Source organism: Acinetobacter sp. SH024, assembly GCF_000163635.1.
Lineage (GTDB): Bacteria > Pseudomonadota > Gammaproteobacteria > Pseudomonadales > Moraxellaceae > Acinetobacter > Acinetobacter pittii.
Genome location: NZ_GG753601.1, coordinates 256695 through 282483, shown reverse-complemented (window position 1 = coordinate 282483; position 25789 = coordinate 256695). Strand labels below are relative to the sequence as shown.

Genomic DNA, 25789 nt, shown 5'->3' with positions numbered 1-25789 from the left:
GGGAGGACTAAATTTAAATTAGTGGCGGAAATGGCGCATACCAGTGAACACCATTGCAATACCAGCTTCGTCTGCTGCAGCGATTACTTCTTCATCACGCATAGAACCACCTGGTTGAATGATGCATTTAATGCCAGCTTTAGCAGCATTATCAATGCCGTCACGGAACGGGAAGAATGCATCAGAAGCCATTACAGCACCTTCAACAACCAAACCAGCATGTTCAGCTTTAATGGCAGCAATACGTGCTGAGTTAACGCGACTCATTTGACCTGCACCTACACCAATAGTTTGGCGGTTTTTAGCATAAACAATTGCGTTTGATTTTACATATTTTGCAACTTTCCAAGCAAAGATAAGATCATCAATTTCTTGTTCAGTTGGCGCACGTTTAGTAACTACTTTAAGATCATCTTTAGTGATCATGCCCAAGTCTTGATCTTGAACAAGTAAGCCACCATTTACGCGTTTATAGTCGAGTTGCGGTGCACGTGCATCAATTGCAGGTAACTCACCACATACTAAAACACGCACATTTTTCTTAGCGCCAGTTACTTCAAGTACGCCATCAGCAATACATGGAGCAATAATTACTTCAACGAATTGACGCTCTACAATTGCTTGAGCAGTTGCAACGTCTAATTCACGGTTGAATGCAATAATACCGCCAAAAGCAGATTCTGGATCAGTTGCATAAGCTAAATCATAAGCAGCTTTAATGCCGTCTAAAGAAACCGCAACACCACAAGGGTTAGCATGTTTCACGATGACACAAGCAGGTTTTGCGAATGATTTAACACATTCAAGTGCAGCATCTGTATCTGCAATGTTGTTATAAGACAATTCTTTGCCTTGTAACTGTTTTGCAGTAGAAACTGATGCTTCTTTTGCATTAGCTTCGACATAGAAAGCAGCCGATTGATGTGGGTTTTCACCGTAACGTAAATCTTGTGCTTTGTTCAATTGAGTATTGAATGTACGAGGGAATAAGTCAGCTTCACCTTCGGTCTGACCAACGCGAGCGCCTAAGTAAGAAGCGATCATGCCGTCGTATTGAGCTGTATGTTCAAATGCTTTAACTGCTAAATCAAAACGCGTTTCATAAGAAAGTGAACCAGCAGTTTTTAATTCATTAATTACAGTGTCGTAATCAGAAGCATTAACTACAATACCTACTGAAGCATGGTTTTTAGCAGCTGCACGAACCATTGTAGGACCACCGATGTCGATATTTTCGATTGCATCAGGAAGAGTACAGTCAGGTTTTGCAACAGTTGTAGCAAATGGATAAAGGTTTACAACAACAAGATCAATCGGATCGATGTTGTGTTCTTCCATAACTGCTTCATCTAAACCACGACGAGCAAGAATACCGCCATGAATTTTTGGATGTAAGGTCTTAACACGACCATCCATCATTTCAGGGAAGCCAGTATGTTCAGATACTTCTACAACCGCGATATTATTATCTTTAAGCAACTTATATGTGCCGCCTGTAGATAATAGTTCTACCCCTAGAGCTGCAAGGTTTTGAGCAAATTCGACAATTCCTGTCTTATCAGATACAGAAATCAAAGCACGTTTAATAGTCATGATGTTTAATTCAACAATTTCAAGTCTACGGATTAAAACCAATAAGCATAAAAAAATGCCCACGACGTCGTGAGCATTTTATCATTTATTCACTCATTAAACCGTGAGCTTTTAACTTTTTACGTAAAGTGCCACGGTTGAGTCCAAGAATTTCTGCAGCACGCGTTTGATTACCACGTGTATATTCAAGAACTACAGATAAAAGAGGTTTCTCCATTTCTGCTAGCACCATGTCATATACCTGAGATGGTTGCTCACCTTGCAATTGTGCAAAATAATGGCGAACTGCGCGATCCACGTGGATGCGAAGAGCAACATCAGATTGTGCAGTAAAAATAGGAGATTTGCTATTCATGCGAGTTAATCCGAAAATCAAATACTAGCTTGGGTAAAGTAGTATATAAATGTGGTCTAAAAATACGGAGTCCTGTTTTAGATCCTAAAACAGTGACTCTAAAACATAAGAACAATTAGCTTGCCATATTTCTTCGTATTGAATAAAAAATAAGCGTAACAATAATTAAATATTTGTTACAGCCCCCTCAAAAACAAAAAAAGTTAGGCTATGCGCTTAAAGTAGAAAAGCACACATGCTTAACAGTATTTTTTTTGGATTGAGAGCGAGGAGTATATGAGTCAAAGCTTTCGTGGCGCGTATCATACCATTGTCTAGGAAAAAGTGAGCAAATTAACTGCATTTTTTTTTATTTTTTTTTTCACTTTTTTTACATTTTAGGGGTGGACAATTTCTAATCGATAATTTACTAGCCTTTTTTTGCTTTTGTTTAGCTCAAATTGGAATCGGAAAGGAGTGTTTGATGGAATGCGTTGAATACCCCGTAGGTTTTCAACTAGATATTGTTGAGGAGTTAATATGATTTCCTCTGTTTTGTCTGGTTCTGTTGCAAAAATCAACTTTAGGTTAGGAAGCTCAATACTTTTATCATTCTGGTTGAGCAATATGCCTGAGAACTGGGTATGGTTCGCATCGATCTTGCGGACTTTTAACTTTTCTATATAGATAAGTTGATAAAGTTCTGCTGACTTGTTGCAGTGTAGTATTTGGCAAACGTAATTAAATGCATGGCTAACGGTTGGGCTTGCATGCATGAGCTTAGGGTTAAACCAGAGAATTTGAAAAGTAAAAACTAAAATTAAAATAAGGTTGGCAGAGCTCCAGAGCGTATAGTAAAGCCAACTATGCTTTTTATTGTTTTCTTGTTCTTGTGGGGATGCTTGCTCAGCTAAATTAAGGTTTGGTAGAGCATTAATAGGTTCGTTGTGAAAGTAATTTAAGTTGTTGAGGTAAGTTAAAAGATCAATATTAGAGTTTTCTACTTTTTGGTCAAAGATATCTAATACGTGAGAATGCGTCATATATCTTGTCTGCATTGAACCATTGGCTAGAGTCGTTGAGTTGACCATAACTGGCTGTTCAATATTGATTAGATGGGTTAGGGCATTAAAGCTTGAATTACATTTAGGGCAACAAACCATACCCTGAGCGACAGTCAATTGAGTAAGAGATACTTTATAAACTGTTAAACACTTAGGGCAGCGGGTTTGTTTTTCATTCATGAGTTAAAAATCTCAATTTATTGTTTTACGTTTTCCTGAAATGCGACACCAGTTTTCTTCGCGCTTTTCGACATCTAATATATCAAAAAATTCAGAATAAACACGTGAAACATCAGCAACTTGCTCTTCAATCACACCAGCAAGTGCGAACTCGCCCTCAGATTTGATTAAATTTGCAAATTCAGGCGCAAGCATCATTAAAGGTCCTGCTAAAATATTTGCAACTAAAACATCGGCTTGTTTAGGTTTGAATTCTTGATCAAACTCTTCAGGAAGACCTACATATAGTCGATCTAATACACCATTAAGCTCTGCATTTTGTTTCGTTGCTAAAACAGCTTGCGGGTCAATATCTGTGGCATATACTTTTTTAGCGCCTAGTAACAAAGCGGCTACGCCTAAAATGCCTGAACCACAGCCATAATCAATCACGATTTTATCTTTAACGTCAGTTTTACCCAGCCATTGTAAGCATAGGAAGGTACTTGCGTGATTACCTGTACCAAATGCAAGACCTGGATCTAACTTAATGTTAGTTGCGTCTGCTTCTGGTGGCTCTAGCCATTCAGGCACGATCCAAAACTTTTCTCCAATCTGAATTGGCTCATAGTAATCCATCCACGCGCGTTCCCAGACTTGATCTTCAAGTTCTTCATGACGCATAGGAACATCTGGAAGTTGAGCTTTTAAGAAAGCTTCTAAAGTGTCGACATCAATTGGGTCTTGTTCGTCTTGTTGATAGATGCCTGTCACAATAACTTTGTTCCATAAAGGTGTTTCACCCGGTAATGGTTCAAGTAAAGCCTGATCTTCAGCATCATCCAGCGTTACGCTTACCGCACCTAGAGACATTAAAAGTGTTTCTGTGAACTCAACTTGTTCTTGATCAACGGTAATGTGTATTTGTAACCACTTCACGAAAAGGACCTAAAAATTTTATTTAAAGGCGTATTGTAGCGGACTAGACCATTTTAAAAAAGAAAGCGGCCCATCTTTAATGGACCGTCTTTGAAAATACTGATGAGATATAGCGGAAAATAAATGACTTCTTCTATACCTATGTCAAAACAGATTAAGGAGCAGGGGCCTTAAATTGTAACTTGCCATTTTCGTTTGGTTGGCAAGTACCGTTAAAGGTTACACCGTTGTGATTGTATGAAACCCATTCACCTTGCTGTTTTTTTGCACAGACTCGAATTTGTTTTTGCATTTCAGCTTTGCTCGTGTCAGCAGCATGGGTAAAAGTTACGCCTGAAAAACAAATTAGAGATGCAGTTAAGATTTTTAACATGGTCGTTTTCATTTTGTATTCCTTCTCGTTGCGTTAATTTTAAAGTCATAGAAGTGCTGTACATTTTTTATTCTAAGATGAATTAATTTTAAAAACATTCACTTTGTATTGAATTCATGAAACAAAATGTCAAATCATGTGGCATAGCGTAAATTATGTGAAGACAATTTTGTAATTATGTACATCAATAAGCAGATAATTTTGCTATAATGTTCCGTCTTTTTTTTCTGGTGTTTTTGTACTCATGCACTATCCTAAAGTTTATGATGTTATCGTTATCGGTGGCGGTCACGCAGGTACGGAAGCGGCCCTTGCTGCTGCGCGTATGGGACGACAGACTTTGCTTTTGACCCATAACATTGAGACTTTGGGCCAAATGAGTTGTAACCCAGCAATTGGTGGTATTGGTAAGTCTCACCTAGTCCGTGAAATTGATGCACTTGGCGGTGCAATGGCTCTTGCTGCCGATAAAGGTGGTATTCAGTTCCGTATTTTAAATTCGCGTAAAGGTGCAGCTGTGCGTGCGACACGTGCCCAAGCTGACCGTGTTCGTTACAAAGCTGCCATTCGTGATACTTTGGAGAATCAAGTAAATCTTGATATTTTCCAGCAAGCAGCTGATGACCTGATTGTTGAAGGCGATACTGTTAAAGGTGTTGTTACCCAAATGGGTATTCGCTTTGATTCTAAAACTGTTGTGTTGACTACAGGTACATTCTTGGGTGGTGTAATTCACGTTGGTTTAGAAAAATCAAGCGGTGGTCGTGCGGGAGATCCTCCTTCTATTGCACTTGCTCAGCGTTTACGTGAATTAAAATTACCAGTAGGACGTTTAAAAACTGGTACTCCGCCACGTATTGATGCACGTTCAGTTGATTTTTCAGTCATGATTCCGCAGCCGGGTGATTTCCCATCTCCAGTCATGTCATTCATGGGTGATGCTTCTATGCACCCTGAACAAGTAAACTGTTATATCACGCATACGAATGAAAAAACCCACGATATTATTCGTGGTGGTTTAGACCGTTCACCAATGTACACTGGTGTTATTGAAGGTGTAGGTCCGCGTTACTGTCCATCAATCGAAGATAAGATTCATCGTTTCGCTGATAAAGACTCACATCAAGTATTCTTGGAACCAGAAGGTCTAGATACACATGAGCTTTATCCAAACGGTATTTCGACTTCTTTACCATTTGATGTTCAGTTCGAGCTCGTACGCTCAATTCGTGGTATGGAAAATGCCCATATCTTACGTCCGGGCTATGCAATTGAATATGACTATTTCAACCCGCAAGCTTTGAAATTTACACTTGAAACTAAAGCGATTAATGGCTTGTACTTTGCTGGTCAAATTAATGGTACAACAGGTTACGAAGAAGCTGGTGCCCAAGGTTTACTTGCAGGTTTAAATGCTGCGCGTCGTGCGTGGGAGCAAGAAGAATGGACACCTAAACGTGACCAAGCTTACATGGGTGTGTTGGTTGATGACCTCATCACGTTAGGCACTAAAGAACCGTACCGTATGTTTACCTCACGTGCTGAATATCGTTTGATGTTACGTGAAGATAATGCGGATCAGCGCTTAACTTCTATTGGCCGTGAACTTGGTTTGGTTGATGATGTTCGTTGGGCTGCTTATTGCGAAAAAATGGAAGCGGTTGAGCGTGAAACCTCTCGTTTACAACATTTATGGGCAGCACCAAATAACCCTATGGGTAAAAAATTCGTTGAAATGACGGGTGCTGATTTGAGTAAGGAATGTAGTGCGATTGATTTGCTTAAGCGCCCTAATATCACCTTCGGTCAAATTGCTGAACTTACTGGCTCTGAAGTTTCAGAACAAGTGGGTGAGCAAATTGAAATTGCTGTGAAATATGAAGGTTACATTAACCGTCAGCATGAAGATGTTGCTCAATTAAAGCGTCTTGAAGAAACTAAAATTCCTGCCGACTTTGACTATGATGTCGTGTCTGGGTTGTCACGTGAAATCACGCAGAAGTTAAAAACAGTTCTTCCAGAAACTTTAGCTCAAGCAAGCCGTATTCCTGGTGTTACGCCAGCAGCAGTTCAACTCGTAATGATCACAATTCGTAAAAACAATATGATTAAGAAAACAGCTTAATCATTTAAATGTACAAAAAGCCCATTTATTGGGCTTTTTTATTTTCTATTCAAAAAATATATGGAAACTTCCTAAGGAAGAAAAGAGATTTCGCTTCCTTTTTTTCTTATTTCACATATTTTAAGCCGCCAGTTATATTGAATTCACGTTCAAACAAGAGGGCTTTAACCATGACAATGAAATCAATTCGCTACAATGGATATGAAATGGCATGCCAATGCTCATGTTCAAAATAGCGCAAAAGAAAGAGCAGATCAGTTTTGGTGGGGGAGAATACATTGATCTGAAACAAGTAAAAAAATAAGAACAATATAAAATTAAGAAAATTATAATTCAAAATCTAAAGAGAACCTTACGGTTCTCTTTTTTATATCTATTTATTCTCAGTTTCAATTTCTCGCACAGCATTATGTACTTGTACTGGCTCAATATGCAGTAATTTCTTACCAAAACTACGTAGCCACCATACTAGTTGAGATGTAAAAGGTACAGTCGCTGAAACTTCTACAATATTTTCTTCAAGCGGAGTAATCGTTTGGTCTTTACTTAACTGACTTTCATAAAAGGTTTTAGCAGTTTGCTCTGTCATGGTTAAGGTGAGCTGAATTGATTCAGTTGGTTGGTTATAGTCCACTCTAAAGCCTAAAGCCCCTGAGTCAATATAATGATCAATATCAAAATTAACTGGATGCAGTGCTCGACTGTCTAATACTTTTGCTGATTTAAAACGGTGCAGAGCAAATGTTTGAACTTCAGTTTTGTCATGTCGTGTGCAAATTAAATAAATGACTGCACCTTTTTGTACCAAAGCCAAAGGATTTAAAACATAAGTTCTGTCTTCACCCTGATTGACCCGTGCCCGATAAACACATTCTATTTGCTTGTCTTGGAGCAAACCTTCATAAATTGCTTGTTGAGCATTTCGGTCAACTACAGGTGGAATTAACGGTTGGCTTGCCGGAACAATACGTACACGGTTAATCCACTGTCTCACATTATTTTGAGTAGAGAGACTACGTTTGGCCAAATCGAACCATGGTCCCATCTCATCAAGCAGGCTCGGAGGAAGGAGGTGCTTAAGGTGCTCCTCAACCATCATAAAGGTTACCGCTTGAGAACTTGTCATGTGAGGTAAGCTTTGAATAGGCGCATCGGATTGCCACCGCCAGCCTTGAGGTACGGCTTTATTGCTCTCTATCGGAAAACGCTGAGCAATTTGATTTAAGTCACGCTGAATAGTCCTTAAACTAATATCAATACCTTCACGCTCAAGCATTTCTTGCAATTCTCGAGTCCCGATCCATTTGCCGGTCGGTAGGCGAGACAAGATCTGCCATTGGCGATATAAACTATTCGAAGTTTCTTTTTCTATTACAGACATAAGCGTAATACATCTATATCCAATTGCTTTGGTGTCAACACAATAAAAAATCTTTACAGATTTAGCAAGTTTGTCAGATTCAGTTTATAGCCCATTGGGCAAACGATGATAAGATTTAGAAGAAAGTTATAACAATGATGCCGTACAAGTATTACAGATATATAAGTGGCACTGAAATTGCTTATTTAAAAATGAAATATAGATAAATGATAAGACGAGGTGGTTATGTCAGAACAAGAGCATGAATTACATCTAGATAATGATTTTTTTATACAAGAGCAGACAACAACAGCACTCATTAACCCAACCTCTTTTTTAGAACATATTTCTGTGCAAACCAATTTCTTTGAGCAACTCAAATCACAGTTCTTTAATGAGATGCTTGATGATGTAACATCAAATGGTGCAGCTTCTAAAAAAATTGAACAATGGTTGAGCATCCGTACTTTAGATGAGTTAAAGGAGTTAAATACCCAAGCAAAACAGCATTTTCTTTATCATGGGATTACTTTTAATGTTTATGGCGATAAAGAAGGAACGGAGCGCACTATTCCTTTTGATTTAATTCCAAGAGTAATCGAGAAAAAACAATGGGAAAAAATTGCCTCAGGCTGTGCACAGCGTGTTAAAGCATTAAATTATTTCCTAGATGATATTTATCATGGACAACATATTTTAAAAGAACAAATCATTCCCGAAGAACAAATTATGGGAAATGATGCTTTCCAGCCCCATATGCTTAAACATTCTTTAAAAGGAAAAATTTATTCACAAATTAGTGGGATCGATATTATCCGTGATGGTGAAGGGGAGTTTTTTGTATTAGAAGATAATTTGAGAACACCTTCTGGGGTGTCTTATATGATTGAGAGCCGAAATATTAGCCAGAAATTAATGCCTGAGCTATGTACAGCCAATAATTTACAGGGGATTGAGCATTATCCAAAACTTTTAAAAGAAATATTGCAAGAAAATTCTTCTGCAGATCAACCCTTTATTGTGGTGCTAACACCAGGGCGTTTTAACAGTGCTTATTATGAGCACGCTTTTCTAGCGCGTGAAATGGATGTGCCATTAGTTACAAATCGGGATTTATTTGTAGAAAATGATCAAGTATTTGTCAAAACTATTCGTGGGCGTCAAAAAGTAGACGTAATTTACCGCCGTTTAGATGATGACTTTCTAGATCCTTTAGCATTTCGACCAGACAGTGCTTTAGGTGTAGCAGGTCTTATGTCTGCTTATTTACAAAAAAATGTTGTGATTGCAAATGCACCTGGAACAGGCGTGGCTGATGATAAATCTATCTATCCTTATGTAGATCAAATGATTCAATATTATTTGGATGAAACACCAATTCTAAAAAATGTACCCACTTATCAGTGCCGTAAAGAAGAACACTTAGACTATGTACTCTCTAATCTTGATCAATTAGTCGTTAAGGAAGCACAAGGTTCGGGCGGATATGGCATGTTGATTGGACCTAAAGCAAGCTCATGCGAAATTGATGAGTTTAGAAAAAAATTGATTGCGATGCCTCATATGTATATTGCGCAGCCTACCTTAGCTTTATCTGTCGCTCCAACTTTAACTACGGGAGGAGTAGCGGAACGTCATATTGATTTGCGTCCATTTGTATTGAGCTCACCTTATCGTACAGAGATTGTGCCTGGTGGCTTAACACGTGTGGCCATGCAGGCGGGTTCTTTAGTTGTAAATTCGTCTCAAGGTGGCGGTATAAAAGATACATGGGTTGTTGAAACATTACATTCCTGATTGTGGGTTAAAGAGGAACTTTATGGTTTTACTCAATTCGAGTGCGCATCAAATATATTGGTTGGGTCGATATTTGATGCGAGTTAAATTTGCAGCCTCTCATTTACCCTTTACAGAAGATGAGAAAGCAACAAGATTTGCAGCAGCATTTGGTTTGGTCATAGAAAATGCTGAATTACTAAATCACTATATGTTAGACAAGAAGCAAACATTTTCATTACTGAACCAGCTCATTATTGCTAAAGATAATATTCAGGAACTAAGAGGTATTTTGTCATCACATGCTTATGCAGAATTAAATAATGTGATTAATACGCTTCAAGCTCAACCTGATGCATTGAGTAAAGCAGTCGAACAATGCACGCAAATACTAGAAGTGGAACATGAAGACGTTCGTTTATTTTTGCATTTAGGCCAAAAAATAGAGCAATTTGATATAGAACTGCGTTTTGGAGAAGATTTATCTGTTCTCATATCAGAGCTAGATATAGTGGTGCAACAGCTCGCTAATTTGAATTGGGAAAATATAAATGAAAATTGGCAAGCGCTAAAGCAGCAACTTATGTGGGACGCTTACTATACTTTTACACAGCAGTTGGAAAATATGTTTGAGGGCTGATTATGAAATTGATGGTTAATCATCAAACGCATTATAGCTATACTGAAACTGCTCGGAACAGCATTCAGTATATTAAAATGATGCCTCAAACATCGCCTCACCAACATGTTATGAATTGGGCAATTAGCGTGCCGGGTGATAAAACAATAAAGAGAGATATATTTAACAATGTATGGATGACGGCTAGTCAGCGTTATCCATACCAACATCTTACATTTATGGCCCAAGGAATTGTTGAGCTTCAAAATATAGAACTAGGTTGTGTAGATCTCTCTACACCTACTAATTTGTTTTTGCAGATGACAGGTGCAACCCGATGTGATACGGAAATGTTGGACTTTGCAAAAAATATTGTGGTGAATAAAGACCGACAACATATTGCATTATTAAGCGAAAATATCTTACAGAAAATACTTTATCAGCCTGAAAGTACTTCGGTTCAGACAACTGCGATCGAAGCATTTCAAGCTGGACAAGGTGTATGCCAAGATCATGCTCACATTTTAATTGCGATGTGTCGTGCGCTACAATTACCTGCACGTTATGTCTCTGGTTATCTATTTGATCAAAACTATCCGCACCTGGCCAGTCACGCTTGGGCGGAGGTATTTTTAGAAAATCAGTGGTATTGTTTTGATGTAAGCAATCAGTTGTTTACACCCAAACATCATATCTACCTTGCAGTAGGACGTGACTATCTCGATGTGGCACCTATTCGTGGCGTAAGAGAGCAAGGTGGAGTTGAGAACATGATGTCTGTGGTTCAAGTGTTGGCATGTTGAATGTAAAGAGAATGAAATGACCTATTGTTGTGCGTTAAGATTGGAACAAGGTTTAGTGTTTATTAGTGACACAAGAACCAATGCAGGAGTTGACCATATTTCTGTGTTCCGAAAACTGCATACTTTCGGCGTTACCGGAGAACGTTTTATTGCCTTGCAAACTGCAGGTAACTTAGCAACAACGCAAGCTGTTATAGGTCATTTGCAAAATGCCCTGACTTTGCAGCAAGAGCCTAATCTATATAGTGTTAATACGATGTTTGAGGCGGCTGAACTAATTGGAAAAACCTTAAAAACTGTTTTAGAGGATATTAGTTCGGACACTCAAGAACAAATGAATTATGCCTGTAGTATTTTGGTGGGTGGGCAGATTAAGGGTGGTGACATGCAACTTTATAATGTCTATCCACAAGGCAATTTCATTTGCGCAACTACAGATACACCTTATTTTCAAATAGGTGAGAGTAAATACGGGAAGCCTATTCTGGATCGAGCTTTATATTATGCAATGCCACTAGATGATGCATTACGTTGTAGCCTGATTTCTTTTGATTCGACTTTGCGTTCAAATGTTTCTGTTGGCTTACCACTTGATGCATTGGTCTACATTAAAGATAGCTTTGTTATCCCCATGGGAAAACGAATAACCGAAGATGATCCTTATTTCTCACAGATTAGTAAACAATGGTCAGATACTCTTCGTCGGGGTTTACAGGAAATGCCAAAGCCTACAGATGATTACTGGCGATAAATTTTGAATGTTTAAATAAAAAAAATCCAAGCATGCTTGGATTTTTTTTATATTTTATTATTTAAGTACTTTTACGAGTGGGGCGATTGCTTAATCGACAGAGTAATTCATATCCTATCGTTCCGTTTGCATCCGCAACATCATCAACTAAGCGATGTGGACCCCAGAGTTCAACTGGAGTGCCTAATTTTACTTTCATGCCTGTCACGTCGATTGCAATCATATCCATACTCACTCGCCCTACAACCGCACAGGGTTGTTTATCAATAGCGACATAGTTCGGTTTAATATAAGCTCGTGGATAACCATCACCGTAACCTATAGAAACAATTGCAATATCCATTGCTTGAGTGGCACAGAAAGTTGATCCATAACCGACATGTTCATTAGTTTGAATATGGTTGAGTGCAATTACTTCTGCTGAAAAAGTCATCACTGGTTTTAAGTCAAGATCATGGACTGTTTGATCTGCAAAAGGTGAGGCGCCGTAAAGCATGATACCCGGACGAACATAATCAAAATGTAACTCTGGCCATTTATAAATAGCAGCAGAATTACAGCAAGAAGCTAACACTGGATCACAAGCTTGTTTAACTTGTAGAAATTGTTGTTTTTGTTGCTCGTTAAGTGGATGGTCTACATCTGCATTTGCGAAATGCATTGCAAGTACACAAGTAAATCCTTCAGATTTTAAAGTCTTAATAACTTCAATAATTTCTGGATTTTTAAAACCTAACCGGTTCATCCCACTATTAAGTTTAACCCAGACTTTTAAACCTTGATTGATGTACGCTTGTTTGTGTTTAATCAACCATTCAAACTGTTGTTGATGGTGAATGATACATTCAAATTTTTGTTTAATTGCAATTGGCATTTCATCTTCAGAAAATACCCCTTCAATTAAAGTGACAGGTTGTTGAAATCCTAATTCACGAATTTCCAAACCTTCTTGTAGGCAGGCGACACCAAAGGCATCTGATGCATTTAAGGCTGCTAAACAGTCTTTGATTCCATGTCCATAAGCATTGGCTTTTACCATACTTACAATTTTTGAATTTGTTGCGAGTTGTTTGACACGGTTTAAGTTATATTGAAGTGCATTGCGGTCAATATAAACTGTTGCTTGGCGCACCCTCATTTACTCCTTTGGGCTAGAGATAGAGCTTATTCTTCATCATCATATTGGCTGTAATACTCAGGAGAGAGATTACTAAATCGAGTATATTGACCTTCAAAAGCAAGACGAACTGAACCAATTGGACCGTTACGCTGCTTACCAATAATAATTTCTGCAGTGCCGGCCTCTTTTGACTCTTTGTTATAAACCTCATCACGGTAAATAAACATAATTAAGTCGGCATCCTGCTCGATCGCACCGGATTCACGTAAGTCGGACATTACAGGGCGTTTATTTGGACGGTTTTCCAGACTTCGGTTAAGCTGAGAAAGTGCAATAACAGGACATTGCATCTCTTTCGCCAATGCTTTTAAGCTACGAGAAATTTCTGAGATCTCGCCTACACGGTTATCACCCATGCCCGGGACTTTCATGAGCTGCAAGTAATCGACCATGATACAACCGATTTTACCATCATGCATTTTGGCAACACGACGAGCACGGGCACGAAGTTCAGTTGGAGGTAGGGCAGATGAGTCATCAATATATAGATGCATTTGTTGAAGCTGCAAAATTGTGCCAGTCACCTTGGTCCATTCATCTGCATCGAGGTTACCAGAGCGTAAATGTCCTTGATGGACTTTACCCATTGCGGAAATAAGACGCATCGCAATAGAGTCTGCTGGCATCTCCATTGAAAAGACCAGAGCAGGTAACTTGTTATATTGCAAAACACTCTCAACCAAATTCATGGCAAAAGTAGTTTTACCCATTGATGGGCGTGCAGCAACGATAATTAAGTCACCAGGTTGCATACCAGATGTTTTATTATCAAGTTCTAAGAAGCCAGTCGTTAAACCTGTAATATTGCCATCTAATTTTGAAAGCTCATCAAGCTTACTAATTACGTCTGCGGTAACAGAACTAATAGATTTAGGACCAGCATCTTTTTTATTGTTATTGTGCTGTTCTGCTAATGAGAAAATACTTGTTTCAGCTAAGTCTAAAATTTCACTTACACCGCGGCCTTTCGTGTCATAAGCATTTTGCAAAATTTCAGTACTAACTTTAATCATGCTACGAAGCGTAGAAAACTCTTTAATTTTAGTGGCATAAGTTTCTAAGTTATAGAAACTTGAAGGTGAGTCAGCCATGAGCTGCATTAAATATTCTTCGCCACCGATAGCATCAAGTAAATTTTGTTTTAAGAGCCAGTCACTTACTAAGACAGCATCATAGGGTGAGTTTTCTTGTGCTAATTTCTCGATTGCACGAAAAATATATTTATGGCGAGTCGCGTAAAAATCATTTTCTTTGAGTACATCATTAACTTGTTCGAAAGATTCTGCAACTGTCATCAGGGCAGCTAGAACAGCTTGTTCAATAGCTAAATTGTGTGGGGGAGTGCGAAACTCTTTAAGTTGGCCTGATTCACTCGTTTTATTTTCTGTTGGAGATGAAAGCGCTAAAGAAGTGGCATTCGCCTGAGACATAATTAGACCTGATGATAAAGAAATGTGTACACAAAGAGGCTGTAAAGCCGAGAACTATCTTAAAACAAAATTAAATAAACTACCTAATTAAAAAACCAATTAAACTGAAGAACTGATCAGGAATTAATATATCTTATTTTAAAATTTGAAACATAAAAAAAGAGCATGCAAAAGCATGCTCTTTTTTTTTGATGAGAAATTACTCAGATACGATAGTAACGAGAACTTCTGCAACAACATCATGGTGCAATTGGATTGCGATGTTGAATTCACCAGTGTGACGAAGCGCGCCATTTGGTAAACGAACTTCTGCACGGTCAACTGTAAGACCAGCATTCGTTAATGCGTCAGCGATGTCACGAGTACCGATAGAACCGAAGAGTTTACCTTCGTCACCAGCTTTAGCAGTGATAACGATGTTAACTTCGTTCAATTGTTCAGCACGTGCTTGAGCAGCAGCTAAAACTTCAGCTTCTTGCTTCTCAAGTTCAGCGCGACGAGCTTCAAAAGCAGCAGTGTTAGCTTCAGTAGCTGCAACTGCTTTACCTTGAGGGATAAGGAAGTTACGGCCGTAACCAGCTTTAACTGATACTTTATCGCCTAATTTACCAAGGTTCTTAATGCGTTGTAATAAGATAACGTCCACAGATCACCTCACTTATGGTTGTCAGTGTACGGAATCAAAGACAAATAGCGAGCTTGTTTGATAGCAAGTGCTAATTGACGTTGATAACGAGCTTTAGTACCAGTGATACGGCTAGGAACAATCTTGCCGTTTTCAGTGATGTACTGTTTTAAAGTGTCGATATCTTTGTAGTCGATGTACGCAACATTCTCAGCTGTAAAGCGGCAGAACTTGCGACGACGGTAAAAACGTGCCATTGATGTTCTCCTTATTCAGCTTCTTGAGCAACTTGCTGTGCTTCTTCGCGTTGAGCTTTACGCGCACGCTTTTCTTCAGCACTCTTAGCAAGCAATGACTCTTCAGTGATTGCGTGTTCACGACGGATGATAAGGTTACGAATGATCGCGTCGTTATAACGGAATAATTCTTCTAACTCATCAAGCGTAGTTTGACCACATTCAACATTCATAAGAATGTAGTGCGCTTTGTGAATTTTGTTAATTGGGTAAGCCAATTGACGACGGCCCCAATCTTCTAAACGGTGAATTTGACCTTCAGCTTCTTTGATCTGAGAGATATAGCGTTCAACCATACCTACAACTTGATCGCTTTGGTCTGGGTGTACCAAAAGTACGATTTCGTAATGACGCATTGTCAGCTCCTTACGGTTTAAACAGCCCCTAATAAAAAAATTAGAAGCAAGGAGTCATAACTTAATAAGTTATGTCGCAAAATTTGCGAAGGCTGAATTATAGGTAAAAGTTCGACTAAAAACAAATCTTTTGATCAGAAAAGTAAAACTTCTTTACTATAAAGAGGAAATCCTCTCTTGTTTAAAAGAGAGGAAGATTTGGAGCAGGGGATTGATAGGTAAAGCTAAAGCTCAAACTTAACAGGGTAATTAATATGACCGAGTACAGGAAAAAACGTTTAGCCCACAATTGATCATTTTCGGCTTTAAATCCAATAACTGATAAATATAACCAATATGCAGTCAAAGCATTAAAGGTAATTAAAAAGAATACATTGGTATAGCCAAAACAATATAACCCATTCAAAACAGCTGCAAATAATAGGATATAGATTACACATTCAATTTTCGTACGATAAATAGAACGTGCTACAGGCAAAATTGGAATTCCCGCATTTTTGTAATCATCAAAACGATAAATTGCAATTGCCCAAGAGTGAGGCATTTGCCATAAAGCGTATGCTAAAAACAAAAGCAAGGCTGCCACATCAAATTGATGAGTTACTGCTGTATAACCAATAACAGGAGGGCTCGCTCCGGAGATACTACCAATGACGGTTTGATGGATTGAAGTACGTTTGGTCCACAAGCTATAAAAACCGACATAGACAATAAAACCAATCATTGCAAACAAAAATGCATAACCATTTACACCGAACCACAAAATGCTAAAACCAATTACTCCAAGCACTAATGCATATATCAGCGCAACAGTAGGAGAGATTGTTTTTTTAACAAGTGCACGGTTTTGAGTGCGCTGCATCTTTGTATCAATATCTTGATCTATAACATTATTAACCACACAACCTGAAGCCACAACTAAAGTTGTTCCAAGTAGGGTGAGGAGTAATAATAAGATGTCTATAGAGCCTTGGGCGGCTAAGAAAAAGCCGCCCAAGGTGGTAATGAAATTACCGAAGAGAATTCCTGGTTTAGTCAGGAATAGATATTTTCTCAACATGACAATCAGTTTAGATCATCATATTGTAGTGAAGGTAATTCATAATCCACACAGAACCGATTAAAAGTACGGCGATACATAGGATTGTGTAGATGAATGCAATCATATTCCAACGTTGTTCAGATGATGTATTCATGTGTAGGAAGTACACAAGTTGTACAAGAACCTGAGCAACCGCAGTGATTGCAATCACTGTAACTAAAAGACCACGACTGAAACCACCCGCCATCACCATCCCGAAAGGGATGATGGTGAGGATAACAGAAAGGATAAATCCAACAGTGTATTGCTTAAAGTTACCGTGTGACGCACCAGCAGCATTATGCTCATGACTACTCATTAGAGAACTCCCAGTAAGTAAACGACGCTGAATACACAGATCCAAACGATGTCAAGGAAGTGCCAGAACAAGCTTAAGCAAGCAAGACGACGTGTATTCGGTAAAGTCAAACCTTTAGTTTTGATTTGATACATTAATACAAGCATCCACACTAAACCAGAAGTTACGTGGATACCGTGCGTACCAACCAAAGTAAAGAACGATGATAAGAATGCACTGTGAGTTGGACCGTGGCCTTCATGTACAAGGTGATGGAATTCATAGACTTCCATTCCAATGAACGATGCACCAAAAAGGAATGTAATAAATAACCAAGTGATAACTTGATTTACATTCTTTTTATAAGATGCAAGTACAGCAAAACCAAAGGTTACCGATGAAATCAATAAGGCAAATGTTTCAGTTAACACGAAGCCTAATGAGTCATGGAATAGGTCATATGCGCTTGGAGTGCCTGCTGGAACATGACTGCTTAATACAGCGAACGCAATGAAGAGTGATCCGAAAAGAATCAAGTCACTCATCAAGTATGTCCAGAAACCAAAAACCGTTAAGTCGGTATCATCATGTTCATGATGACCGTCATGGCCGTGGTTGTCGTGATGAAGTACTTCAGCCATTTCCTTAGTCCTTCTTCAAGTGTTTTTCAAGTAAAGCATAGCGTTCGTTTTCAATACGCTCAACTTCAGCAGCAGGAACGTAGTAGTCAACATTCTTAGTGAATGAGCTTACGATCAAGCTAACAACAGCTGCAACGAATGAAACAACAACGAGCCACCAAATATGCCAGATGAGTGCAAAGCCAAGAAGAGTAATGAACATTGCAATGACAAAACCAGCAGCACGATCAGTCGGCATGTGGATGTCTTCATATTTAGTGTTACGTGCGTATGCTACACCATTTTCTTTGTCAGTCCAGAAACGGTCGATACCGCTTGCATCTGGTTCATGCGCAAAGTTATAGAACGGAGCAGGGGAAGAGGTCGCCCATTCAAGCGTACGAGCATCCCATGGATCGCCAGTAAGGTCCATGTTGTCTTTACGTTGTAAGAAACCAACGATGATTTGCATTAAGAAACATGCAATACCAATCGCAACAAGAACAGCACCAAATAATGCAATCGCAAGGTACGGATCCCATTCAGGGTTGTCATATGTATTCAAACGACGAGTCATACCCATGAAACCAAGGATATAAAGTGGCATGAATGCAAAATAGAAACCGAAGAACCAGAACCAGAACGCAGCTTTACCCCATGCTTCGTTGAGCTTCCAACCAAACATTTTTGGCCAGTAGTAAATGATGCCGGCAAACATACCAAACACCACACCACCAATAATTACGTTATGGAAGTGAGCGATCAAGAATAATGAGTTGTGTACCAAGAAGTCCGCAGGTGGAACAGCCATAAGTACACCAGTTAAACCACCGATACCGAATGTTACAAGGAAGCCAAGCGTCCATAACATTGGAGTAGTAAAGGTGATGCGACCTTTATACATAGTGAATAACCAAGAGAAGATTTTCACACCAGTAGGAATCGCAATAACCATGGTCATGATACCGAAGAACGCGTTAACGTTCGCACCAGCACCCATAGTGAAGAAGTGGTGAAGCCATACAACAAACGCAAGAACAGTAATCGCGATAGTTGCATACACCATAGACTTGTAACCGAACAACGCTTTACGAGAGAAGGTTGCAACGATTTCTGAGTATAGACCAAATGCTGGTAATACCAAGATATATACTTCAGGGTGACCCCATGTCCAGATCAAATTCACATAAAGCATTGGGCTACCGCCAAGCTCATTTGTGAAGAAATGGAAGCCGAAGTAACGGTCTAGAGTAAGCATTGCAAGTGTACCTGTTAATACAGGGAATGATGCAATGATTAATACAGCCGTACAAAGTGAAGTCCACGTGAAAATAGGCATGTCCATTAATTTCATGCCAGGTGCACGCATTTTGATGATAGTAACGAAGAAGTTAACACCAGATAAAAGCGTACCTAGACCAGAAACCTGAAGTGCCCAGATATAGTAGTCAACACCTACACCAGGAGAATATTGAATGCCAGATAGAGGAGGGTAAGCCATCCAACCAGTCGCAGCAAATTCACCTAACACAAGTGAAAGCATCATCAAACCAGCAGCACCAGCGAATAACCAGAAGCTTAAAGAGTTCAATAATGGGAAAGCAACGTCGCGAGCACCAATCTGTAAAGGTACAGAGATGTTCATCATACCTACAACGAGACCCATTGCTACGAAGAAGATCATGATTACACCGTGTGCGGTGAAGATCTGGTCATAGTGGTCAGGATGTAGATAACCTTCGCCGCCGCCTTTAGCGAGGAAAAGTTGTAAACGCATCATGATCGCATCGGCGAAACCACGCAGAAGCATGACAACAGATACGATGATATACATGATACCAATCTTTTTATGGTCTACCGTAATAAACCACTCGTTCCACAAATATCCCCATTTTTTGAAATAGGTGATACCGCCAAGCACTGCAATTGCACCAATTGCCATAAGGACCATGGTGACAAGTACGATTGGCTCTGTCGGGATAGAGTCCCAACCCAGTTTACCAAAAATCATATCCATGTCTTATTCCCCTTGAGCAGCGTGTTCAGCTGCAGCATGAGTGTCAGCTGTTGCGTGTTCAGCAGAGTGGTCAACACCATGATAGTTACTCATATAGTGGTTGATAATTGTTTCAAACAATTTAGGCTCAACAGTAGAGTAATAAGTCACAGGGTGTGGCTTAGTCGGGAACGGTTTCATAGCTTCAGCTTCAGCAACTGCTTTTTCATCACCAGCAGCTTTAGCACGATTTACTAAATGCTCGATCTGATGCTTAGAACGGTTACCATCACGTAAGGTTGCCAATTCAGCTTGGTCAAGCGTAGTTTTTTGAACTGCTTCTGGGTTAATGGTTGAACCATTACCTGCTTTAACCGCTGCTACCCATTCGTTGAATTGTTGCTCTGTAACACTATGCGCCTTGAAACGCATTTGAGAGAAACCGTAACCTGAGTAGTTAGAAGAGAAACCACGATATACACCAGTTTCATTTGCTAACAAATGAAGGTGAGTTTGCATACCTGCCATTGCATAAATCTGGCCGCCTAACTGTGGAATGAAGAATGAGTTCATTGTAAAGTTAGAAGTGATTTTAAAGCTTAACGGAGTTTTTTCAGGGAAACGTACTTCGTTAACTGTTGCAATGTTTTGTTCAGGATAAATAAAGATCCACTTAAACTGTTCAGCAATAACTTGAATAGTTAAAGGTGCTTTATCTGATTCTAAAGGACGGTATGGGTCATACTTGTGGGAACCCCACCAAGTTAACCAAGCTAAAATACCAATAATAATGACAGGGATACCCCATACTACAACTTCAATTGCAGTTGAGTGTGCCCATGTAGGTTTATAGTCTGCATCTTTATTTGACGCGCGATATTTCCAACCAAACCATAATGCCATGATGATTGAAGGAATCACCACAAGTAACATTAAATAGATCGCAGTCATCATAAGGTCACTTTGACCTTGACCAACTGGACCTTTAGAGTTTAGAAGTACCATATCACCACCACACCCAGTCAAAAGTGCGGCAAGCGTTGATAAAGACAATACAGCTAAAATCGTTTGTCTCATTTTACAACCTCGGTGAAGAGTCCCATTCCCTAATTAAATATGGGATAGCGATTAAAGTGTCGCATGATTGAGAACGCTAATCCTTAAATTTAGACTTCTCAATTATATGACACCGCTACGTTGTAGGGCATTATGCCTCATATCGACAAACTAAGCTATACATAAAGTAGGCTGAAATAATTGTTTTAAAACCCGATTTTTTTTGTAGGGTATCTAATTTCAATAGAGCTTTTATTTAAATATCAACTCACTATAGAAAAAAGGAGGCAGGGTGCCTCCTCTTTTTTTAGACATTAAATGAATGAGTCATTCACTATCATTTGATCACTTTTGTTCTTGCAATTTTGTCATGTAAAGCTTGTCGCTTTTGTCCTAATGCAAAAGCATAGTCAATAATTGTACTGATCGGCATAAACAGTAAGTTTAATATGATAAAAACAATACTTCTTAATAAGAAGATGCGAGTTAAATTAACCTTGCTATTGTCCTCAGCATCTACAATTTTAATTCCAACGATTTTCTTACCTATACTCTGACCAAACTTTGTTAAAAGAACGGCTTGAATTGCAAGCATAATTACGACGTAAAGAAGCATTGAATGCCAAGCTTCTATTGGAATTAAAGTAAAAAGTTGTTGTTGCAATTCTGCAGCTTTAGTCGATGCGACTTCGGCAGATTGCATCTGTTTTTGCAGCTCGAATAATTGCTTATATTGAGCTTCATTAAAGAAAAAAGAAGGAATTGCAGCGATTGGTAACCAAAGCAATAAATCAATAATTTTTGCTAAAGCCCGAGCCGGAATAGACGCAAGTTCATGAACTTTAGGTTCTACACGAATTTGACGAATAGTTTCATTAGTTGATGTATTCGTGTTTATTGTAGGTACAGAATAACCGATAGGTTGATATACAAGTTTACCTTGGGTTAATTCTCCTAAAGCTTTCCATTCTGTCATGCCTTCATGCCAAGCTAAATCAGTTAACAAAATTTGTTGGCTAGCCAACATTTGATTTACTTGTTCTAAAGTATAAGGCCCAGCTTGTTGATTATTACGTGCCAAGTAAATTTGCATAAATAAAAATTCTCTATTCTAAAGATGAAAAAAGACCCACGGATGGGCCTTTTTTTATAACATATTAGATTTGCTTGATTTTTTCTTCAGCAAGGAAGAACCATGTATCTAAAACTGAGTCTGGGTTAAGAGAGACAGATTCGATACCTTGTTCCATTAACCATTTTGCAAGATCTGGATGGTCTGAAGGACCCTGACCACAGATACCTACATATTTACCTGCTTTACGGCAGGCATGGATTGCCATTGAAAGAAGAGCTTTAACAGCTGCATCACGTTCATCAAATAAGTGTGAAACAATACCTGAGTCACGGTCAAGGCCTAACGTTAACTGAGTTAAGTCATTAGAACCAATAGAGAAACCATCGAAGTGCTCTAAGAATTGTTCAGCTAACAAGGCATTAGTTGGTAATTCACACATCATGATTACTTTTAAGCCGTTCTCACCACGTTTTAAGCCATTTTGTGCAAGTAATTCAATAACACGTTTCGCTTCAGATACTGTGCGTACAAAAGGAATCATGATTTGAATATTGGTTAGACCCATTTCATCACGAACTTTCTTCAGTGCGCGACATTCTAATTCGAAACAATCACGGAAATTATCAGATACATAACGGCTTGCACCACGGAAACCGAGCATTGGGTTTTCTTCTTCAGGCTCGTATAACTTACCACCAATTAAGTTTGCGTATTCGTTTGACTTGAAGTCAGACATACGAACGATAACTGGCTTGTCACCAAATGCAGCAGCAAGAGTCGCAATACCTTCAACCAATTTTTCAACATAGAAATCTACAGGTGAAGCATAACCCGCTGTACGAGTTAAAACCGCAGCACGAGTTTCACGAGGTAGGCTATCAATGTTGAGTAGGGCTTTAGGGTGCACACCGATCATACGGTTAATGATGAACTCAAGACGAGCAAGGCCAATACCTTCATTTGGAATTTGAGCAAAGTCAAATGCACGGTCAGGGTTACCTACGTTCATCATAATTTTGAACGAAAGCTTAGGCATAGATTCGATTGAGTTGCGTTGAACTTCAAAATCTAAAGCACCTTCGTAAATGAAACCTGTATCACCTTCAGCACAAGAAACAGTTACTTCCTGGCCATCAGTTAATACTTCTGTTGCGTTCCCACAACCAACAATCGCTGGTACACCAAGTTCACGTGCAATAATTGCTGCGTGACATGTACGACCACCACGGTTAGTGATAATTGCAGCAGCACGTTTCATTACCGGTTCCCAGTCAGGATCGGTCATATCTGATACAAGAACGTCGCCTTCTTGAACTTTGTCCATTTCTTTAATTGAATTAACAATACGGACTTTACCAGAACCAATACGTTGACCAATTGAACGACCTTCACAAAGAACAGTACCTCTTTGTTTGAGAAGGTAGCGTTCCATAGTGCCTACATTTTGGCGGCTTTTTACAGTTTCAGGACGGGCTTGAACAATATAAATTTGACCGTCATCACCGTCTTTTGCCCATTCGATATCCATTGGAGCACCGTAATGCTGCTCAATGATAAGCGCTTGTTTAGCTAACTCTTGTAACTCATGGTCATTTAAAGCGAATTGTTGACGGTCTTGTTTTTCAACATCAACAACAACAACAGATTTACCCGCAGAACCTTCTTCACCATAAATCATTTTTTGGTGTTTAGAGCCAAGGTTACGACGTAAAACAGAATGTCTTCCTGCATTTAATAATGGTTTAGATAGGTAAAACTCATCTGGGTTAACGGCACCTTGTACAACCATTTCACCTAAACCGTAAGATGCAGTGATAAATACAACATCACGGAAACCAGATTCTGTATCAAGTGTAAACATTACACCCGCAGCGCCAGTTTCAGAACGAACCATACGCTGAACACCCGCAGAAAGTGCAACGATGTCATGATCAAAACCCTGGTGCACACGGTAAGAAATTGCACGGTCATTATATAAAGAAGCAAACACTTCTTTAATCGCAATAAGTACGTTATCAATACCGCGAATATTCAAGAAAGTTTCTTGCTGACCCGCGAAAGAAGCATCTGGTAAATCTTCAGCAGTTGCAGATGAACGAACGGCAACCGCGATGTCAGGGTTGCCGTTAGAAAGTGCTGTAAAAGCGGCGCGAATTTCTTGTTCTAAGGTTGCAGTGAGTGGAGTCTCTACAATCCATTGACGAATTTTTGCACCTGTTTCTGCAAGAGCATTTACATCATCGACGTTGAGTTGAGCAAGTTCTGCTTGAATTCGAGCGTTAAGACCACTTTGGTCTAAGAACTCACGATAGGCAGCAGCAGTAGTTGCAAAGCCACCAGGTACCGATACACCAGCATTTGATAAATGGCTGATCATTTCACCCAAAGATGAGTTTTTCCCACCTACGAGTTCGACATCGTGTTTCCCTAATTTTTCTAGACCGATTACGCGCGCTTCCAAAGTTTTCACTCCACTTTTGCAGTATTAATGTCTATCTTGGCATGAAATTATAAAAATAAAGTGCTTAGTTGAGAATTATACTAAGCGACAGTCATGTAAGATCAGTTTACTATAAAGATTATATAGCACTAAGACAAATGTTTAAGGAGAATTTTAATGTCAGAAAGTAAACAATTTAAGCGGAGTGTTTTTTTTATTTCTGATGGAACTGCAATTACTGCCGAGACTCTTGGACATTCGTTATTAGCACAATTTCCCAATGTAGATTTTGATATTCACATCATGCCGTATATTACAACTGAAGAGGCGGCAATGGATGTGGTGGTTGAGATTAATCGATGCCAAACCAAAGACGGTTGCCTACCTTTAGTATTTGATACTTTAGTCGATCCGCATGTGCGGGAGATTATTAATACGGCTAAAGCAGTTAATCTTGATGTCTTTGAAGGCTTAATTAGTAAACTTGAGCAAGAGCTTGGGACACCACCAACAACATTGGTCGGGCAGACCCACGCGGTAACCGATTCTGAATATTATAAAGCCCGTATTGATGCTGTTCATTTTGCGCTTGATAATGATGATGGAGCACGTACTCGTCATTATGACAAAGCCGATTTAATATTAATTGGAGTTTCCCGTTCGGGTAAAACACCGACTTCTATTTACTTATCTCTTCAATTCGGTATTCGTGTTGCAAACTATCCATTAACTGAAGAAGATTTAGATGATAACCGGTTACCAGCAGTATTAAGAGCTCATCGTAGTAAGTTATTTGGTTTGATGATTGATGCTGAGCGTTTGGTCGCAATTCGTAGTGAACGTAAAGCGAATAGCCGTTATGCAAGTTTTAGCCAATGCCAAATGGAGCTAAGAGCAATTGAAGGGATTTATATTTCAGAAGGCATTAAATATTTAAACGTGACCGAAATGTCGATTGAAGAGATTTCAACACGTATTTTACAAATGACGGGATTAAAACGTCGTATTGGTTAATTTAATCAAATGCTTATTTTGACCATTCAATTTTTGTATATTAGTTATAGATAAGTTGAATGGTTTTTTTATACATATATCTTAGTGAAAAATAAAAGTTTTAAATATAAAACAAAATGTTATTAAAAGGTTCTTATTGGTTATAAACCCGTGGATATTTTGAAACTCGGCGAATTCAAACATGAGGTGCGACAGTTTCAAAAGCCATATGATAATCAACAAGCTGAGCAAATTTCTCTAATGGTGTAAGCCAATCTAACGCCTTTCTAGGACGAGTATTCAGTGACATGGCAACTTGATTTAAATAATGCTGATCTGCCTGATTTAAATCAATCCCTTTAGGTAAATATTGCCTAATTAAACCATTCATATTTTCGCATGTGCCTTTTTGCCAAGGTGAATGTGGGTCACAGAAATATACATCTA

The 25789-nt window shown here is 39.0% G+C and carries 25 protein-coding genes; 6 read left to right on the top strand and 19 right to left on the bottom strand.

The genetic code is table 11. The features are described 5' to 3' along the window. Positions 1–18: 18 nt before the first annotated feature. The 5 genes from purH to HMPREF0013_RS13920 all read right to left on the bottom strand — a co-directional run bounded on the left by purH (position 19) and on the right by HMPREF0013_RS13920 (position 4474). The gene (gene purH / locus HMPREF0013_RS13940; RefSeq protein WP_025464122.1) at positions 19–1593 is read right to left on the bottom strand and encodes a bifunctional phosphoribosylaminoimidazolecarboxamide formyltransferase/IMP cyclohydrolase; all 1575 of its coding nucleotides are present in this window, start codon (positions 1591–1593) and stop codon (positions 19–21) included. Between the two features lie 85 nt (positions 1594–1678). Further along, entirely contained in the window at positions 1679–1948 is a 270-nt protein-coding gene (gene fis, locus HMPREF0013_RS13935; RefSeq protein WP_001086304.1) for a DNA-binding transcriptional regulator Fis, read from the bottom strand. Positions 1949–2325: 377 nt separating this feature from the next. Next, complete coding sequence (locus HMPREF0013_RS13930; protein ID WP_002119660.1) at positions 2326–3171, bottom strand: zinc-ribbon and DUF3426 domain-containing protein; 846 nt, start codon at positions 3169–3171, stop codon at positions 2326–2328. 12 nt (positions 3172–3183) lie between these two features. Further along, complete coding sequence (gene prmA / locus HMPREF0013_RS13925; protein ID WP_002119634.1) at positions 3184–4089, bottom strand: 50S ribosomal protein L11 methyltransferase; 906 nt, start codon at positions 4087–4089, stop codon at positions 3184–3186. 154 nt (positions 4090–4243) lie between these two features. Continuing rightward, complete coding sequence (locus HMPREF0013_RS13920) at positions 4244–4474, bottom strand: hypothetical protein (protein WP_002119672.1); 231 nt, start codon at positions 4472–4474, stop codon at positions 4244–4246. A 232-nt stretch (positions 4475–4706) separates the two neighbouring features. Here HMPREF0013_RS13920 and mnmG point away from each other — a divergent pair, with 232 nt between their 5' ends. Continuing rightward, positions 4707–6587 (top strand): tRNA uridine-5-carboxymethylaminomethyl(34) synthesis enzyme MnmG, encoded by a 1881-nt coding sequence (gene mnmG / locus HMPREF0013_RS13915; RefSeq protein ID WP_005803587.1) that lies wholly within the window; start codon positions 4707–4709, stop codon positions 6585–6587. A 373-nt stretch (positions 6588–6960) separates the two neighbouring features. Here mnmG and HMPREF0013_RS25210 read toward each other — a convergent pair whose 3' ends face one another. Next, the gene (locus tag HMPREF0013_RS25210) at positions 6961–7968 is read right to left on the bottom strand and encodes a helix-turn-helix transcriptional regulator (RefSeq protein WP_002119763.1); all 1008 of its coding nucleotides are present in this window, start codon (positions 7966–7968) and stop codon (positions 6961–6963) included. Between the two features lie 225 nt (positions 7969–8193). On the opposite strand from HMPREF0013_RS25210, the gene HMPREF0013_RS13905 reads away from it, so the two are divergent. From HMPREF0013_RS13905 to HMPREF0013_RS13890, 4 genes are read left to right on the top strand one after another with little or no spacing between them, the layout of a single operon-like run. After that, positions 8194–9744, top strand: coding sequence for a circularly permuted type 2 ATP-grasp protein (locus HMPREF0013_RS13905; protein ID WP_005803585.1), 1551 nt, complete (start codon positions 8194–8196; stop codon positions 9742–9744). 22 nt (positions 9745–9766) lie between these two features. Further along, a complete protein-coding gene (locus HMPREF0013_RS13900) occupies positions 9767–10363 on the top strand; it encodes an alpha-E domain-containing protein (protein WP_002119585.1) in 597 nt (198 codons plus the stop codon). Positions 10364–10365: 2 nt separating this feature from the next. Then, the gene (locus HMPREF0013_RS13895; protein ID WP_002119692.1) at positions 10366–11145 is read left to right on the top strand and encodes a transglutaminase family protein; all 780 of its coding nucleotides are present in this window, start codon (positions 10366–10368) and stop codon (positions 11143–11145) included. A 16-nt stretch (positions 11146–11161) separates the two neighbouring features. Beyond that, a complete protein-coding gene (locus tag HMPREF0013_RS13890) occupies positions 11162–11896 on the top strand; it encodes a proteasome-type protease (RefSeq protein WP_002119721.1) in 735 nt (244 codons plus the stop codon). 61 nt (positions 11897–11957) lie between these two features. On the opposite strand, the gene alr is transcribed toward HMPREF0013_RS13890, so the two are convergent. The 12 genes from alr to ppsA form a co-directional block, all read right to left on the bottom strand. Beyond that, positions 11958–13028, bottom strand: coding sequence for an alanine racemase (alr, locus tag HMPREF0013_RS13885; protein WP_002119694.1), 1071 nt, complete (start codon positions 13026–13028; stop codon positions 11958–11960). Between the two features lie 32 nt (positions 13029–13060). Further along, positions 13061–14506, bottom strand: a complete 1446-nt coding sequence (dnaB, locus tag HMPREF0013_RS13880) for a replicative DNA helicase (protein ID WP_002119718.1) — start codon at positions 14504–14506, stop codon at positions 13061–13063. 199 nt (positions 14507–14705) lie between these two features. Next, the gene (gene rplI, locus HMPREF0013_RS13875) at positions 14706–15152 is read right to left on the bottom strand and encodes a 50S ribosomal protein L9 (RefSeq protein WP_000382591.1); all 447 of its coding nucleotides are present in this window, start codon (positions 15150–15152) and stop codon (positions 14706–14708) included. A gap of 8 nt (positions 15153–15160) precedes the next feature. Next, entirely contained in the window at positions 15161–15388 is a 228-nt protein-coding gene (gene rpsR / locus HMPREF0013_RS13870) for a 30S ribosomal protein S18 (RefSeq protein WP_000090661.1), read from the bottom strand. 11 nt (positions 15389–15399) lie between these two features. After that, complete coding sequence (gene rpsF / locus HMPREF0013_RS13865; RefSeq protein WP_002119610.1) at positions 15400–15783, bottom strand: 30S ribosomal protein S6; 384 nt, start codon at positions 15781–15783, stop codon at positions 15400–15402. A 181-nt stretch (positions 15784–15964) separates the two neighbouring features. Next, positions 15965–16843 carry a heme o synthase gene (cyoE, locus tag HMPREF0013_RS13860; RefSeq protein WP_002119614.1) on the bottom strand — a complete coding sequence of 293 codons (879 nt, stop codon included), beginning with the start codon at positions 16841–16843 and terminating at the stop codon, positions 15965–15967. A gap of 10 nt (positions 16844–16853) precedes the next feature. Next, complete coding sequence (locus HMPREF0013_RS13855; RefSeq protein ID WP_000094534.1) at positions 16854–17183, bottom strand: cytochrome o ubiquinol oxidase subunit IV; 330 nt, start codon at positions 17181–17183, stop codon at positions 16854–16856. After that, positions 17183–17803 carry a cytochrome o ubiquinol oxidase subunit III gene (cyoC, locus tag HMPREF0013_RS13850; RefSeq protein ID WP_002119759.1) on the bottom strand — a complete coding sequence of 207 codons (621 nt, stop codon included), beginning with the start codon at positions 17801–17803 and terminating at the stop codon, positions 17183–17185. The genes HMPREF0013_RS13855 and cyoC overlap by 1 nt, the downstream gene beginning before the upstream one ends. Positions 17804–17807: 4 nt before the next feature. Next, entirely contained in the window at positions 17808–19799 is a 1992-nt protein-coding gene (gene cyoB / locus HMPREF0013_RS13845; protein ID WP_005068497.1) for a cytochrome o ubiquinol oxidase subunit I, read from the bottom strand. A 3-nt stretch (positions 19800–19802) separates the two neighbouring features. After that, positions 19803–20855 carry a ubiquinol oxidase subunit II gene (gene cyoA, locus HMPREF0013_RS13840; protein WP_002119579.1) on the bottom strand — a complete coding sequence of 351 codons (1053 nt, stop codon included), beginning with the start codon at positions 20853–20855 and terminating at the stop codon, positions 19803–19805. A 316-nt stretch (positions 20856–21171) separates the two neighbouring features. Beyond that, on the bottom strand, positions 21172–21927 hold the full coding sequence (locus tag HMPREF0013_RS13835) for an RDD family protein (RefSeq protein ID WP_002119677.1): 756 nt from the start codon (positions 21925–21927) through the stop codon (positions 21172–21174). A 64-nt stretch (positions 21928–21991) separates the two neighbouring features. After that, positions 21992–24379, bottom strand: coding sequence for a phosphoenolpyruvate synthase (gene ppsA / locus HMPREF0013_RS13830; protein ID WP_005803576.1), 2388 nt, complete (start codon positions 24377–24379; stop codon positions 21992–21994). 147 nt (positions 24380–24526) lie between these two features. On the opposite strand from ppsA, the gene HMPREF0013_RS13825 reads away from it, so the two are divergent. Continuing rightward, on the top strand, positions 24527–25363 hold the full coding sequence (locus HMPREF0013_RS13825) for a pyruvate, water dikinase regulatory protein (RefSeq protein ID WP_002119749.1): 837 nt from the start codon (positions 24527–24529) through the stop codon (positions 25361–25363). Positions 25364–25538: 175 nt separating this feature from the next. On the opposite strand, the gene HMPREF0013_RS13820 is transcribed toward HMPREF0013_RS13825, so the two are convergent. Further along, positions 25539–25789: IS30 family transposase (locus HMPREF0013_RS13820; RefSeq protein WP_005802838.1), on the bottom strand; the 251-nt coding region annotated here is incomplete at its 5' end.